Origin of the sequence: Wolbachia endosymbiont (group A) of Longitarsus flavicornis (assembly GCF_963931955.1) — a bacterium.
Lineage (GTDB): Bacteria > Pseudomonadota > Alphaproteobacteria > Rickettsiales > Anaplasmataceae > Wolbachia.
Map to the genome: position 1 here is coordinate 1,567,696 of NZ_OZ008337.1, position 16,787 is coordinate 1,584,482.

The 16,787-nt window shown below is 35.6% G+C and carries 9 protein-coding genes; 1 reads left to right on the plus strand and 8 read right to left on the minus strand.

The window, feature by feature from the left end:
* Positions 1 to 58 precede the first annotated feature (58 nt).
* Complete coding sequence (locus AABM58_RS07550) at positions 59 to 1,405, plus strand: hypothetical protein (RefSeq protein WP_338406837.1); 1,347 nt, start codon at positions 59 to 61, stop codon at positions 1,403 to 1,405.
* Here AABM58_RS07550 and rsmD read toward each other — a convergent pair.
* The 8 genes from rsmD to AABM58_RS07590 form a co-directional block, all read right to left on the minus strand.
* Positions 1,402 to 1,950, minus strand: a complete 549-nt coding sequence (rsmD, locus tag AABM58_RS07555; RefSeq protein ID WP_338406838.1) for a 16S rRNA (guanine(966)-N(2))-methyltransferase RsmD — start codon at positions 1,948 to 1,950, stop codon at positions 1,402 to 1,404. The genes AABM58_RS07550 and rsmD overlap by 4 nt on opposite strands.
* A gap of 117 nt (positions 1,951 to 2,067) precedes the next feature.
* Positions 2,068 to 2,697 carry a WD_0853 family protein gene (locus AABM58_RS07560; protein WP_338406839.1) on the minus strand — a complete coding sequence of 210 codons (630 nt, stop codon included), beginning with the start codon at positions 2,695 to 2,697 and terminating at the stop codon, positions 2,068 to 2,070.
* A gap of 2 nt (positions 2,698 to 2,699) precedes the next feature.
* A complete protein-coding gene (locus AABM58_RS07565) occupies positions 2,700 to 5,945 on the minus strand; it encodes a TrbL/VirB6 family protein (protein WP_338406840.1) in 3,246 nt (1,081 codons plus the stop codon).
* 98 nt (positions 5,946 to 6,043) lie between these two features.
* Positions 6,044 to 9,058, minus strand: coding sequence for a TrbL/VirB6 family protein (locus AABM58_RS07570; protein ID WP_338406841.1), 3,015 nt, complete (start codon positions 9,056 to 9,058; stop codon positions 6,044 to 6,046).
* Positions 9,055 to 11,460, minus strand: coding sequence for a TrbL/VirB6 family protein (locus tag AABM58_RS07575; protein ID WP_338406842.1), 2,406 nt, complete (start codon positions 11,458 to 11,460; stop codon positions 9,055 to 9,057). Before AABM58_RS07575 ends, AABM58_RS07570 begins: the two co-directional genes overlap by 4 nt.
* A 33-nt stretch (positions 11,461 to 11,493) precedes the next feature.
* Positions 11,494 to 13,995 (minus strand): TrbL/VirB6 family protein, encoded by a 2,502-nt coding sequence (locus AABM58_RS07580; protein WP_338406843.1) that lies wholly within the window; start codon positions 13,993 to 13,995, stop codon positions 11,494 to 11,496.
* Positions 13,988 to 16,393 carry a VirB4 family type IV secretion/conjugal transfer ATPase gene (locus tag AABM58_RS07585; protein ID WP_338406844.1) on the minus strand — a complete coding sequence of 802 codons (2,406 nt, stop codon included), beginning with the start codon at positions 16,391 to 16,393 and terminating at the stop codon, positions 13,988 to 13,990. Before AABM58_RS07585 ends, AABM58_RS07580 begins: the two co-directional genes overlap by 8 nt.
* Before the next feature lie 9 nt (positions 16,394 to 16,402).
* The gene (locus tag AABM58_RS07590; RefSeq protein WP_007548615.1) at positions 16,403 to 16,699 is read right to left on the minus strand and encodes a type IV secretion system protein VirB3; all 297 of its coding nucleotides are present in this window, start codon (positions 16,697 to 16,699) and stop codon (positions 16,403 to 16,405) included.
* Positions 16,700 to 16,787: the final 88 nt, after the last annotated feature.

Here is a 16,787-nt window from a genome sequence, read left to right on the forward strand (position 1 = left end):
TTCTCTTGTTTTTTTTTGATCTTTATGTTAAAATAACTAAATATTCATTAACGATAAAATGAAAGTTATTTATCATACCAATGGTAATATCAAGCCAGGAGAAAATACAAAACACGTGATAAACTTTTTTGGAGTACTTGGGTGTATTAAGGTTAATGCACTCGGTAAAAATGCACCTGAGAGGCAAGAAAGTAAGTTAGTTAAGCATTATTTTGACTATCCTTATTTTTCTAGAATTGTTAACTCACAACTCTTCCAAGAAGAATTGAACGATGAAGAAAAAAAATTCAATAGGAGAATAGTATTACTATGGTTATGTTCTGCTATATTGTCCACTGCTTCTATTGTGTCGTTATACTTGGCATACCAGAATCAAAAATCAAAAAAGGTACTTACAGGGTTAGCTTTTGCATCAGTAGTGCTATCAATTTTGGCTACCATATGTTTTATCGTACTTTGCCTATGGATGCTTTTTGACTTTGTTAAGGAAAGGTTCGTTGTACATAGAATCAAAAGCTTTTTGGAAAATGAAGTCAGCCCTGAGTGGATAAAGCGTTACAAAAAAGAACTTGTAGGTGATGATAAGGAAGTGGATGCAGAAGCTCACGATCAAGAGTTAGGAGAAAATAAAGATATAGAAGATATTGTAGAGTTCCTCTTGGAAAGAAAGAAAATTGTAGCGCTATATGAATTTCTAACAAACGGTGAAAAGTTGGTTCAAGCTGGAATGGCAATGGTAAACATGTTACTTGTAAAAGGTGTGCGTCCAAACGATATAATTTTGGATACTAACTCTCTTGGAGGAGGAATTGCAGCAGAAGTTTTAAAAAGGTTTGAAAAGCAAGGGATTTATTTAACGCTAATTCATAGTAATTCTTATAGCTCGCTTAAGGATGCAACTAATAACTTTCCTCATGGGGTAGGGAATTTTTTCATGAGACAGCTTCCTGCAAAGTTCTTGAATTTTTGGTTTAGTCGTTGCGGATTGGAATTTAATTCACGAGAGATTATAGAGAATACAAAATGTCCTGTATTGATTGTTGGTAGAAAAGGTGATACTGTAATTCCACAGGAAGCACAACTCGTTGGTAAACTTCCAGATTCATCCACATCTGAACGGTTTAGATGGAATATAGTACTTGAACACGATCCTCAAAACACGGAGTGTAAGAGCAAAAATATTCATGCTGATCATAAAGAACATTTAGTTTATCGTGAGGATAACGATAATGTGATAAAGTGTGAAGAAAAAGAAAATCAATTCATTAATGACGCACATAAATATTTAATAGACTCTGAATTTAATAAAAATTTTGATCTAGGGAAGTACAGAAAAAGTGGTTTCTCTGGAAAATTGACGGAAATAGAGCTGAAATCCATCAATGAAAAGTATATGCAAGTTTAAGCTAATAGAGAAAGAAAAATTATTCTTGCTATACCGTAGGTGCGTTCCAAGATTATACTAAAGTTTTTATTGCACTCAAAACCTTCGTTTTTCCTAATCTCTAGAATTATCAATGCATCATCACTTAACCAGCCTGAGTGAGCTAGTCCATTCAACGTTGATTCAACTAGATTGCTATTGTAAGGTGGGTCTATAAAAACTACATCGCACTTTGAAATAGGTTGTGGCAATTTGTTAGCACTGCAACAAATTAGCGTGATATTGTCTGTAATTCCAAAATCTTCTGCTGTTTTTTTAGGCAGTTGCAAATTGTAATAATCTGAATCCACCATGAATGCATGTTTAGTGCCGCGAGAAAGCGCTTCAAATGAAAAAGAGCCACTTCCGCAGAACAAATCAAGTACATTCAAGTTATAAATAGGTTTTCTTGAGGAAAGTATACTAAATATTGCTTCTCGGACAATACTCATAGTTGGTCGTGCAGCTAAATGCTTACCTGTAGTTATTTTTCTTCCGCGATATTTGCCTGCAATGATGCGTAGCATACTAAATAAGCTCCAAAATAACTAATTATTTTATACTATATGATTAATGTCAATATGACTTTAGCAGTTTAATAGAGAGAAGCTATCGAGTTGCTTGTAAGAAAAACACAAGACTCATCAGTTATTTTTTTTTGATTTGCCTGTTGCATTTATTGCTTGACCAATCTCATCTTGTAAATCACCATAACTATCTCCTTCATCGTGATTGATCCCTTCAATTCTGCTTTCTAATTCTAACTTAATTATGGTGTTGATTTTATCTATATCATCTAGGAAGCCTTTACATTCTTCATTACTATATTCCTCACCAGATGCTTTTTTTTCAATAAATAGGTTTTTAAATCCTGCTAGATCAGAATTCTGATCGGTATTTAGTACAACATTTCTCTCTATGAAGCTAAGGTCTGATAGCAATAAACTAACCTCTAACAGATCCTCACTTTTCACGCTTTTAAGGTCTTCAAGGCTTTCTAAAATACTAAACACCTTAAGCCTTTCTTGCGCAATTTCTTGGTCTTCCTTATCAAATTCAGACAATAAACCATGATTATCTACAAATTTCTCACTCAAAGCTTTATTTAACCTAGTGAGGTCGATATTGTTGTCCGGTGTGTTATCTAATAGTAGATCTACTCTCGCCCTACGCGCATTTAAAATGTCGTCGTAGTCATTTAACTTTATGTTGCCATCATCGTCTTGCTGCAATTTATAATAATCAAGGCCTTTGAAATTTTTATTAGTCTTCATCTTCAATCCTCTTCTCCTTTTGCATCTGGTTTCCTCATTGGTTCCGGTAATTTCCTTCTGACCGGTTGATCAAGCTTGTCTTTTTCTGGTTCTCTCTTGCGTCCTATGGTGTAATCATGAAGCTTATTCAAGAAATCTTGCCTATGCGATTTTGCTCTACAGAGCAGATTACCTTGGTAACCATCTTTTTCTCCTGTACGGTGGCTAACTCCTATAGAATCAAGGCCATGCTCCCAAGTAAATTTCATAGCATCTTCTATTGTATAGCCCACATGTGATCCTACATACCCTTTGTAATATTCTAAATATCTATCAATTCTTCTATGCGCAATATCTTCTTTATCAACTCCAAATGCCCTGTAGATCTTTTCCTCAAGTTTATCAACGTCATTTTTAGGTGATGTTGCAAATTTTGTTGCTTCAATAGTAGCACCTACAAATTTACGTGGCACATCAATAGCGTATTTCAGCACTCCTCCAACTCTTGGTACTCTCCCCAGCAGATTAGCTGCACCTCCGGCTAATCTATCCGGTAAATGAGTAGCCCAACTGCCTAAAGACTCAAGTCCTCTACCAGCAAAATTTTGCCACTGCTGTTTGAATTCTTCCATTATGCCAACCAAAGGCGATGCTTCATACATTCTAGATATATTGTAAACGCTGAATCCACCACCAGCTATACTTGAGCCCATTTGTTGTACGAACTCGCGTAAAGAGAACATTAAAAATGAAAGCAGGAATAATACAAAGATTTCCCCTGCATTGATTAAATAACCTCTCTGTATGTCTTGCACCCTTTGGTAATCACTATTTTCTTGATAGTTTTTGCAATCCTCACAATCTGTATAATTTTTGCAATCCTTACAATCTTTACATTTCTTACAGTATTCACTGTTGGGATCCTTATATAACTTGCGCAAATCCTGTAATCGGCAATGTGGATCTTTTCCAATAATATCCTGCACCAAAGACTTTATCTCTCTTTTTAGATCTGGTCTTATGGTACCTTTTCTGTAGTTATCCACTATTTCCCTATAATTTTTACATTTTTCTTCATCTTGCTGAGATTGACAGTAAAGCTCTGTTATTTTACTATTCATACCACCTATCTTTTTGTCTATATTGTTGATCAACAGTAGAATATCAGCTTTTTCTGATGCATGTGATAAACTATTTGTTAAGCGTACTAGATCTTTTGCTCTACAGTCATTCTTCACTATCATATCACTTTCTGCAATATAATGGTCTGCTGGATTCTTCTCAGTACCAGGAATTGGGTTAAAGAAAGGATAATCTATATAACGAAACCCTTTTTCAATGTAATCAGGTGGAAGAGGGATATATCCAGCGCCGCCAGTAAATTTTATTGTACCACCTTCTCTGCTTATCTTTTCTATGCCTTCTATGCTTTTGTCTATGTTAAGTGAAGAAGCTTCTCCAAGAGTGTAAGGTACAAAAATTTGCCCTGGAGTCCAACCAAAGTACTGCTTATCAATGATGCAAAAACCGCCAAACACCCATTTTGGAGCACATAACCTTACCTCGAACCATTTATTGTAGCATACAGTGAAACCTAACTGCCTATAAAAGGTGTTCATTATCATTGAAGCTAACAATGACAAGAGAGCAAATATCATAATCGACTGTAAACAAAAGCTGATGCAGAATTTTATCCAACCTTCAAATAGACTTTTCAGCGGTGAAAATAAAATAGAAATTAGAAACAGTGGCATAATGGCTATAAGAAAAGCTATACCCATAAAACCAGAGAGAAATATTATGTAAGCATATAAGCACAGCAAGAAGTATAGCACAATCCCTATGAAAATTGCCGGTATCATAAGAAGGCTTGCCCACATTTGGTAATGCAAAAACGCTGCAAACTTTTTCCAAACAGAATAAGCAAAAAACTTATTGAACATGTCCTCCATGAAGCTAAACAACTTAATATGAGCAGTTTCATCTCCTTGAGCAATACTTCCGGTGTTCATGTTGGGAGCAAAATTAGTAATTATACTTATCAGTTGTTCAAGACCTTTAACGAATAAAACAAGAAAATGATCATAGAAAAACTTAAAACTTCCAGGAGATATAAGCACTATCACTAGAGTGATTTTCATCATTCTGATGAGCATATCATGCTTAGTCTCTTGTATCATGCCAAAAAGATAAAGAAGCGATGAAATCATTACAAATAGAACAAGCAAGGAAAGAACAAAATTGTGAAAGCTCGTACTTTTTTCAGCTATATTTTCGAACATAGCTTGTGCAACTGCAGGATCATTGCTATTAAAATGTTCTTTGCAATTTTTGTTAATCAATAATACACATTTTAGATAATGATAAACTTCATTGAAAAATCCAAAGGTACCTGGTTTTTGTACTCCACCCAAAAACTCAAAAGAGTAGCCGCCTACATTATCTAGATAATATCTATCTAATATTTTTACATATATTTTCCATCCCTTTTCTAACTTCAACTCATTACAATTTCTGTCCTTTAATTTAGTGTTATCTCTGTCTAAAGTAAAAAATCCATTGTCGCCCTCTGCTGTGGAGTTATAACCTAGATGTACAGTAGGATATTGAGGATCGCGCATTAACTTTAGATTTTCGTTAGGATCATCTTTCCCCGTTTGAAACAAAAGATAAGCACCATGACCATTGGTAAACCAACATGGAGCACCACGTGATACTGTATTTGCGCTATCATCTTCATTAATGCACTTGCAATTTACAGTGCAACTTGCATTAGGCTTACTTGAAAATTTTTGTATGCTAGGTTTATAATCATTACAAACTAAGTGAAAGTCAGGTAGACTATTATCACCTGACTTGCCTTCAAATTTAGTTGCATATTTTAACTGCTCCAAGCTTTGTAAGGTATAACTGCCTTTTTTAGATTCCTTCTTGTTATTATTACTCCAAGATGTCCATGCACCATTCACTCGCACTTTTAAACTATCTCCATTGGTTTCGAGTCCGGTATCCTCCCACTTCACCACTTGGTTATGGTGAAAACCATAATTAATTTCACCAGTTTCAGGATCAATAACTTCTCCATCTCCTGGAATAAACGCATCGTGGTCGCTTGAAAAATGAGCGCTTACTGCAATAGTTTTAGGACCAAAATAGTCGGCAGATATGCACCTTGGAAAAGGCATATCGTTTTTACTACAACCTGTGATCAGCACATAAGCTGCAAGAAGTAATACTCTAAACCAACATTTGCCTAAACGTGATTGCATATCTAAACTTTTTCCAAATACAGAATAAATTTCTAAAACTTTACTTAAAATATCTTTTTAATTAGTTACTCCATAATATCATTTATATCTTACTCCTTTCAATTTCCTTCCTTGTCTTTAGCTTTAGTACTAGGATCACTTCTTATTGTTTCATCAAAACCTTTTTGCTGATCTGGTTGTTTTAGTACTTCAGGTTTAGGGCTTTTAGAGTTTCCACCCATTGTTTTACCAGAACTTTCTTGCTTACCTGATTGCTTTGGTGTTTCAGATTTAGGGCTTATGGAGTTATCCTTCACTTCAACTTTTGGTCGATCTTTACCCACTTGTTGCTTGATGCCCTGTATCATATGCTGAGTCTTATCATCAAGGCCAACGGTTGACAGCATAGCTTGCGATGCGCTCTTAGCAACTTGACCAACACTGCCAGCAACCCCAAAACCAGAGCTGAATAGTGCTTGTGCCATAGTTTCCGATATAGAAACAAAAGCTTCCATTGCACCGGCAATAATTAAGTACATAAATGCTTGGATCAGATCTATGGGCAACGCTGCAAAGTGCCCACCAGCTCTTTCTCCGGTACTTAATGCAACATCAACATTAGTGCCAGGACTGTATCCAAGAGGCAGTATTGATTTCATCAGGCATAGATCATACGATAAGAAATTTACGCTAATTAAACATTGATAGCATGCAGAAAAATTTGTGAGATTGTATAGAACTGAATACATCAACTGATTTAAAAGAGATAAAGATGAAAATAAAATAACTGGTTGTACTGCAACGTGAGCCAGCGTTTTTATCCAGTTATCAAACAAGGGTTTAGTCTTTTGAAATAGAATAAATACGATAAATAAAGGTGTTAATGACAGTAAAAACGCCACTAGAACAGTAGATATTACATATTTAAACGTAGCGCTAATAATGCATTTTAAGAACATAAAAGTAGCGTAGAGTATTGCCAAAAATGCAATAAAGCCAAAAGGACCAGAGAGCATCAACGATAAAAACTTTAACCAAGTTTCTGTTGTGAATAATACTCCTGCTGTCAAGTCTAAGAATGCAAATTTTCTCCCCCCTTCCCCTATATAGCCAGAAAAGCTATCAACTAAATAAGTGCTACCATCTATAAAAAGTCTGGATAAAGTTGTACCAAAAAGTTCCCAGCTTCTATCGCTAAAGGCAAAAGCTATAAATGCTATCTTGAACATTCTTACAATGAAATCAAATTTACTTAGCTGTATTGTTCCAAGCATATAGCCAACGACAGTAAATATAACGTATAGAGTAAGCAAAGCTCTTACTCCTTGAAGAAGACCTCTTGCATATCCTTTGTATGAATCTTTAACGCTGTCCCCAATTACTTCTTCTTTTATAAGTTTAAATACCCCGTTTACATTCGATGAAATAAAATCATTAATTTTTCTTTTGACAAATAAAGTTACTGTGTACTTATTATTTTCATAATATTTGCCATATTTGTCTGTAATATCACCTTTCTCTACATTGCTTACATCAATACCGAAATATATCTTCTTAGATTCTTCGTTCTGAAAGTGTTTTCCGCTTATTACATCTAATATGGTGTACTCATCTTTTCCGTTTATTCTTTCTCTCACTCCTACCACTTTGAAATCATTAGTTCCCACACCATGCAGATCTTTAGGTGGCTCATCACCCAAATACACATACAGTTTTTCGCCATTAATGTATTCACATGATCTAGTGACTTTAACATGGTAACCGCCCCTATTAGCTTTATAGTGACCATAATCTGCAATAGCGAGCATCACACTACTACCAGATGTTACATTTTTTACTGTATAGTCACTATTTAATTTCAGAGAAAAATCCTCAAAATTATCACTAATTTGCGAACACACATTATCCTTTCTTGCACCTACTTCATTATCTGGAAGACATTGCATACCTTTAGCAGTATCTTGATCATCAAGATCACCAATTTTTGCAACAAGAGCCTCAGCCCAGGAAATATCTTTTTCAGTGTTTGATGTAAAATCAACGTTAATCTGCTTGGGATCCCCTTTATTTTCTTCTATCTTCTTAAGCTTATCTTCAACTTCTTTAAGGTGAGAATACATATCACATTTGTCGTTTTCATTATCATATTTTTTGTATCTTATAGAAGAGACACGGTTTTGTTCTCCCGCTTGACCTGAACCATAGTTCCATATACCCTTCTTAGTATAGTATATATTTTGATGGTAACAGTTAAGCTCATAGGAGGAGTACTTTTTTCTCTCATCAAGACTACAGTTTTTTCCATCACATAACTCGTTCAATCCTATTTTAGCGCGGCGTAAATCAAGTAGCGAACCATATATCCATGGTTTGTTGTCTTCAATATAACCTTTATTAAAATGTACCTTATTATCATATGGAGTGTACCCATTGCCAACTAGCACTTTACTTTCCTTTGCTTTTGTTTTATCAAGAGGTAAAAATTTTATTTTATTTCTCTTTCCATCCTTGCCCTCACAAAAAAATTCCTCTCCCTCTTGCTTGCTAACATTCAATATTTCACTTGCTGACACTTTTTCACCTCCTTCTTCAGCTCTATAACAATTGTCATCAAAACTGATGCCTTTCCCTCCTGGATTGTCATAATCAATTGTTATTTTTCTGGGAACTAAGCTAAAGCTTAACTTATCACCAGGACTTACTTTAATTCCAGTGTCCACATAACGTCTATTGCTGCCAAATCCTTTACCACCGCACAATTCGTTTTCATTTACGCCTTTTTCATCAACGCCATAATTATTAGGCACATCGTTAATATTTGCAGCTTTACTATAATTTGGTTCTGAGCCATCAGCACAAAAGCTAGCTGGCACAAGTACTTTCCTTGGATTTTTGTCTTCTTTAAAAGGGCAAAAATTTACTGATCCATCGAGGGTGAATTTGATTTCCTCACCCTTACTAATTACTTGACCAGAATCAACCCAATGAATTTTAACTTCTTCACCAGCTTTATGAACTGGAACATCCACGTTAACACTAGTGTTTCTGCTCTGCAACCCAGGTTCGACACAATCCATGTTACAACCAGTGATTGCAAGACACAGTATCAACAATAGTGATCTTTTACTTATCATTGCTGTCTTCCTGGTGGTGGTATCTGAGGCGTTGACCTTTGAGTCCCTTGTGGTATTTGAGGTCTTGACGTACCTGACTGTTGAGAAGCACCTCCTCTTTCTCTTCTTTGAACGCTTTGTTCATCTAACCCTACTATTCCCATTAAGCTTTGTTGATATTGTCCCCCAGGTTCGTTTTGCACATAAACACCAACCAACGAGTCAGATATTGTCGAAGAAGCTTCAACTAAAGCTTTCATAGCGTGTCCCAAAATAACAAAAGCCATCATAGCGGTAATATTAGGTGTATATTTGGAAGCATAACCATAAAAAATACAAGGGTTAAAAATCTTTAAGTTAATACTAAGTATACACGTAGAGCAGACTTCAAAATCAAATACTGAATATATGATATAATCCATAACCTGACTTATCAGTGATATAAAAATTAAAAGGACCACTGGATGAATCGCAAATCTTGCTAAATTGCTAACCCAGCTGTGAAACATCTTCCTAGTATACGCAAATAAAAGACAAATAATAAAAATAGGTGCTAAAGAAAGCAATAACGCAACTATTGCTATAGATGTAATAAAAGAAAACAAGGCATTAAAAATAGATAAGCTCACTGTGATTAAACCCCAGATCACCAAGCAAAAAGATACAATGCCTAAAGGGCCAGAAAATATAAGAGACACTATTAACAACACTGAATGCGATGACAAGAACCTATTGAGCGGTAAATCAAGAAACTCAAAAACATTTGAAGTAGTGCCTCTAAAATTTGCTATTTCTATTAGTTGTTTTGGAGTGTTAATAAATATAGAGAATGCATTGTTATAAAAAAAGTCCCAGCTATTATCCTGCAATAGCTGGGCGATGACTCCTATCTTTACGCATATAATTAAAAACTTATATATAGAAATATGAGTTAATCCAAAAAAGTAGTAAAGGGTATATAAGGTTATGTATAATACTAACAGCGATATTATCGTGGATCTAATGGTATTTATTTTGCTTGATTTTATAAAACTTTCGTAAAGAAACTTTACAGGACTAGTATCAGAATGAATTGCGTTAGAGTCTTTATAACTAGAACCAAAAAATGCAGTTTTCACTTTTTCATCAAAGAAATTATATATTGCACTAAAAGTTCTTGTAGGTGGCTCTTTAGTTGTTAGGTTAATGCTAAACTGACCTTCATTTTTGTAATCGCAGCCATGGTCTCTTATTCCGTAATATATGGTGCCTGTTTTGTCTTTTAATTTTCCTTTCAAGTTTTCCATGCTGATATCTACAGATATATCCGCTTGGTTTTCACCAGGCTTATGTTCAGGAAGTTTGTCAGAGACGCTTATATACAAGCTATTCTCCAGACTGTGGTTCTTTGTCACCCTTATGTTGTAACCGCCCTTGCCTTTAGTATTAAAGGTGAAAGTTAAATTCTCACCTTGGGAGTGATCCTTCTCCACTTCATAATCATAGTTAGTCCATGTATTGTCTTGCATATATTCAAAATTTTCTTTCTGCATTGACACTACCAATGATGGAATGTAAGTCCTTACTCCCTTTTCTCTTATACCATCCACAGCCTCCTCGATAGCTTTTCCTTTACTTGCTTCATCGTTACCAACAGCTAAAGCGTTAGCAAGGTCTCTGGCCACACTGCCACCATCTATAGTATTAGACTCAATCTGAACACAATTTTGACCAGAATAATAACATGTATTTTTACATGCAAGGTTTAAAAGGTACGTATCTATTTTGCTTTTCTGACTACTTGAAAGCGAGCTGCAGTCTATATCTTTTCCTTGTCGTTTTATAGAGTTAATAATATTTTCAATTTCCTTTTTTCTTTCATCTTGATCTAACTTCGAAAAATCTGAATCCCAGTACTCTCTTCCACTCAACCATTGCGCATCGCCTATTATATATTTATTAGGACATATCCCATCCTTGCCACCTTGGCATCTCTCTTGATTTAAAACATGTGCAAAATGTTCCGTTTCTTGCTCGCTACACTTTTCATCGATTTTCACATACCTGATTTTTGTCTCACTCTCTTTATCTTTACACACTTTACTTCCAATAACACTAAAGCTTATCGTATCGCCTTCCTTAAGTGCAAATGGTAATGTAACGCTATTTTTCCCAGGCCCAATTGCAAAATCTTCATACTGCTTAGGGCAAAAATTAACCTTACTAGGCACTATACCAATCTCTGTTACTCTTATTCTATCTGAGATATTAACACCGGAATCAACCCACTTCTGCTCTGTTGACACTATATCTAGTTTTTCACGCAAACCTGATAAATTTTCTGGCTTAATACAGTGATCCTCCCCGCATCCAGACAATAAAAAAAGCACCACAAAACTTATGCATAGCTTACCCAAGTTTTGGTTACTTAAACGTTTAAGCATCTGTTACTTACCTTAACTAGCATCACCGCCACCTTAGTTAATCTTTTCGCTGGAACCTTTACCACTATCTCCACCTCCTCCACCAATACCTCTTGCCTTCTTGACAGCCGCAGCAGCAGCTTGACCAACACCTCCAGCAGCAGCTTTGGCAGCAGATAAAGCTTTGCCCACCATTTGTCCAGGTGTATGACCTGAGCCAAGTGCTGCTCTATGGTTACCAGCAAGTTCAGCAGCCATGCCAGGAAGAATGTTTAAAAAGTGGTAAAAGAGGAATAATACTAAACACAATTTTAATAATTCTCCGATGAGAGAGCTGCCAAACTCCATGTATGTAAAGTCGAATAGACCAAGTATGCTGCTCTTTTTAAAGCTATAGTTTTGCATCATACATGCTAGAGTAGTTTCATTGTTATTACATTCTCCATCTTTCAATTTAAACCATTGTTTTTTGCTACCACCCGAGGCTTTTATTTTATCCTCATATTCCTTGTCCGACTCAAAGTTCAAATTTTTAAAATAAATTTTATCACATGCTATGAACATAAAGGACAAAAACGCAAAAAGGATAACCGGGTATAAGCTATAGGTAATCAACTCTTTCACCCAGCCTTCAAAATATCCTTTGGTGTGTTGGAATAAAACCATAGGAATGAACAAAGGTGATAAAATGATGATTACACTTAAAGCAACTAGAGATAAAATAAATACATAGCACAGCCACAAAATAACCATCATCAGCAAAATGGCCATAAATATAGCAACAAGAGCTATTAAAATCTGTCTACCAGCGAAAATAATACCAATCACCGAACCTGCAACTAACAAGACAGGAGCAGCGCCAAGCAAGACCGCTAACGTTGCAACACCTCCGGTACCAATTTTGCCACCAATTCCATCTAAAGGGGCACCTAAATAAAATAAAATTCTGCAATCAAGCCTATCCCAAGGTGCAAGGTAGCTGTAAGATATTTTCTTCCCATGACGCATGTATTCATAATCCCTACCTGCTTCATAATTACATATACCTTTACTTTCAGATGATGCCTTCAATACTATTTCTGACAGCCCATTAGAAAGTTTTGTCAAATACTCATAGCCCTGTTGCATGCCACTACCTGTTGCAAAGTAAATCACTAAAGCGAATTTAATGATCAACATGTACATTTCTTGTGGACTACGCACTCCGCCAGACATGGCTTTTATAGAAAACAGTATTAAAGCTAGAACCAAAACAGCAGTTACAGTGTTTTTCAACCTCTTTTGTGCTACAGATAAGAAACTGCCCTTGTTATGTCCATCTTTATCCTTAAGTGGGCTGCCACTTAAATCAATACCTGCAACTAAATTATCTAACGATTCCTTAATGCATTGCACTATCATAGAAGTCACGGGAATAGGAGCTAATGATTTACTCCCTGCCTGGTTATAACAAGCTTCAGAGACATACGAGCTAAAACAGCCTTTATTGTCGTAACCTACAAAAATTTTTCCTTCTCTTTCCTTATTTCTTATATTAATTTTATAGTCATTATCATTACCAATAGAAACTTCTTCTTTCCCTGTGCCATCTTTATTTTTGAATATCATCACAGATTTTTCACACATAGGAGCAATCGGGTCAGGTGGCAATTCCGTGCACCCCATATCAACCCCTTGCGGCCAAGGAGTCATTTCGATACCAAGCATTTTCACACTTGCTAACTCCACACATAATCTGCCCATTTTTCTTACTGCTTTGAATGTAGCTCCATGTATGGGTTCGCTCTGTCCTGCTTTGAGAACTTTACATTCCAGCTCACCATCAACCTTCGGGGACCATGACCCACCTTCATATCCAGTATCTTTCTCTCTTACATCAAAGTCTACATCACTAAAAATATGACCAAATGTCAAAGGATTTCGATGACATACTTCTATATATTCACTGTATTGCACACCGTTTTTTGGCCAGTAATAACTCTCTGTACTCTCCTGAACGTTAGAATTTAAGGCTTCTTTTTCTGCTCTTTTCCCGTCATAATCTTTTTTGTTCACGTCTTCCCGAGCTTTATTTTGCAAACAAGAAAAATATTCATCTTCTGTTTGGTAATTTTTATTGGTACAGCCACTATAACCTGTGTCTTCTAATTTAAAATTTTTGTATTCCCCATCATGACCACGTGCAACTGGGTGTTTAACAAAACTATGTTCACAAACAACAAGCCCTCCTATGGCTTTCCAGACTCCAACGATTGCAGCTATCATTCCAACGACAACAAGAGCAGTAAATAAACCAGCAGAAGAAACGATCAAAACAATGCCAGTAAATATTGCACCAACAGCAATTGCTATTCCAGCAAGTGCTGCAGCTGTTTTAAACGCTCCACAATCAGGGTTAGAGGCACGGCTAAAGCTGCCAGTAGAATTAAACCTGCTGACAAACTCTGTCTTGTCAGTACCACTTACTCCATCTGCAAGCACTGGATATGAGAGTAAAAAGTCTATATTTAGTAAAAATATCGCAATTAATAGCAATGACAGTTTAGTCTTAAACATTTTTTACCTTCTGATAAAATATAGGCAACCATACTTTTGGGTTGTCCCCAACTTCATTTAATATATCGTGTAACAATAGAACACTTTCTGCACGTCCGGATAATACGTTGATTATATCATCTAGGTCTTTTAAGTCTATCCTAGCTACTACAGCATTAACTCCCTGTTTCACCAAAAAGAATCTAGTACTTGGATCTGTGTGCTTAATTAATATATATTCACGTTCAGTTAACATAAAAACATCCCGATAGACACTAGTAGCTTTCAGATTTGGTAAAAAAATCTGTGTCGCTGTTTGTTGTACAAGCGTATCGCTAATAGCACTTTTACTTGCATCTTCAACACTCTGAGTAGCAAAAATTACAAAAGCATTTAGTTTTCTCAGTACCTTCAACCAGTCTTTTATCTTGGGTGCAAAAACTGGATTATCTATTAATGCCCATGCCTCATCCAGAACAATAATAGATGGAGTGCCATCAAGAGATATACTAATCCTATGAAATAAATAAATCAAGACCGGTCCAAGGGCAACAGGATCTTTGAGCAAGCTAGCCATCTCAAAACCAAACACTCTTGCTCGTGAAAAATCTAGTAAATCTTCTTTATTGTCAAATATTGCAGCATGAGAACCACTATCATGCCACATAGATATTGCCCCAGCTAGAGTATCAGGACCTGCAAGCCCTAAAAACGGTACGAGGTTTCTCAAGAACCTGTCTTCTTTTCTTAATTTAAAATTTCCTTCAATTGCATCATTAATTCGTGCAATATCTTCTGAAGTAAATTTATCATTATATACCGAAATTAAAGACTTTATCCACTCCATTAAAAACGTTCTATTATCAGAGGTGTCATCAAGTTGCAAAGGATTAAAATTTGTTTTAGTTCTTGGTTCTATTACAGTATAAATACCACTAAGTGCTCTCAAAAAAATCTCTGCACCGCGATCTTTATCAAAAAAGAATATCCTTGGAGAAAACTTCATTGCTTGGGCACACAGGAAATTCATTAAAACAGTTTTACCAGCACCAGTTGGGCCAATTATCATAGTGTGTCCAACATCCCTTATATGAAAGTTGAAAAAAAATGGAGTACCAGATGTCGTGTCAAAAACTGTAACGGCATCTCCCCAGTGGTTATTGAATTTACTGCCAGTAGGATAATTATGTTGAGATGCAAATCCAGCCAAATTAAGACTACTTATTGTAGCTTTTCTCACTATATAATCGAAATTACCAGGAATTTGCGCCCAAAATGCTGGTTCAAGGTTAACTCTTTCGCGAATAGGGTAAACACCGCAATTAGAAAGCTCAGATTCTACCAATGACAGAGCGTTATCCAATGATTTAGGACTTTTTGCTATACATAAAATAGTCAGGTGATGGTGACCAAACGCAATCTTACCACTCATTGCGTCATCAAGTGCTTGAGAAATTTCTGCTATTTGAGAAATAGCTTTATCTGCAGACTGTATCATTCGATTTTGCTGTATCTGCATTTTTCCAATCGCCATTTGCCTATTTGTAAATTGAAAAGATTGCGTAATTATAAACTCGTAAGGAAGTTGTAAAAATGAATCAAGCATTCCTGCAGAAGTATTATTTCCATACTCTTTTATACTAACTATTCCAGCATATTTACTCTCATTATGAGTCACAACCTGTATCATTTTACGGCCAAAGAATAACCTATGTATTGGTAAGTATCTTGATATTTCAGTTCTTAGCGGAAAAAGCGTATTTGTAACGAAGCCACAATTTACAATTCTAGATAGAAACTCCATTATTTCACAGAACAAACCACCTGAAGTTTCTTTTACTCCAAGAATTTTAGGCGAATAATTCCTAAGGCTTGTCACTACACGATTTGTCGTTTCCTCTAAATCTTCATATGTGGTACGCATATCACTTTCCCAAGCATGTTTTGAAGTTACATGCCCGAATTTTTTTAGCAGATGTGACAAAAATTCTACTCCTTTCGTGTCCGCTCTACGAATAATCGTAATGTATAGGTCATTAATAAATGATTGCCTTGTTGCGTGTTTTTCTCTCCATTTTAGATTTACGTGATTAGCGAAAAAATTCGGCAAACCTTGACTTGCAAATTCATCAGAAAAAATATTTTTCTTACGTCTGATAGTATGAAAATACAAACTAAATGCCGGAGATGAAATGCTTCTTAGCATCTGATTCCTGATGTTGTTCTGTATGACTAAATCCTCGTCATCGGCGGTTTCAAATGCAAAACCACTTAATTTTATAACCTTAACCAACCAATTTTCTTTTGTCATCAAGGTTGTGCTATCCCAATAGCAAGAATAAGGAATAAATTCAGCAGCGTGAACTTCCCTGTTCAAAGTAGATTTATTCTTTGATTGAATAGCCCTAAACCTCAGCATCACACAACGTTAAGCAATATCATAAGAATTGGCTCCATGATAAAAACGATTTAAACATTTCGAGCACTTTCCTAATTTTACCATAAATAATTCAATAAACAACGGTTCTTTTGCAGAAGCTATATAACCAAGTCCATGTATACCTGGTAACATTAAGAGAATCACTCTTAAATCATTTGAATTAATGAAAATTAGCATGCAAATCAGGACGTTTAATATTGCAAACATATAACTCACACCAAAGAGCATTGCAGGTCTTGTAAGACCTTTAAATAATTGATCTGTTTGTATACTACCTGTGGACATATCTTTAACCTTCTAATAATAGCTCTAACACTAATACTATATCATTATATTAAAAATCCATTGAAACTAGTAGCACTTTAAGTTAAGA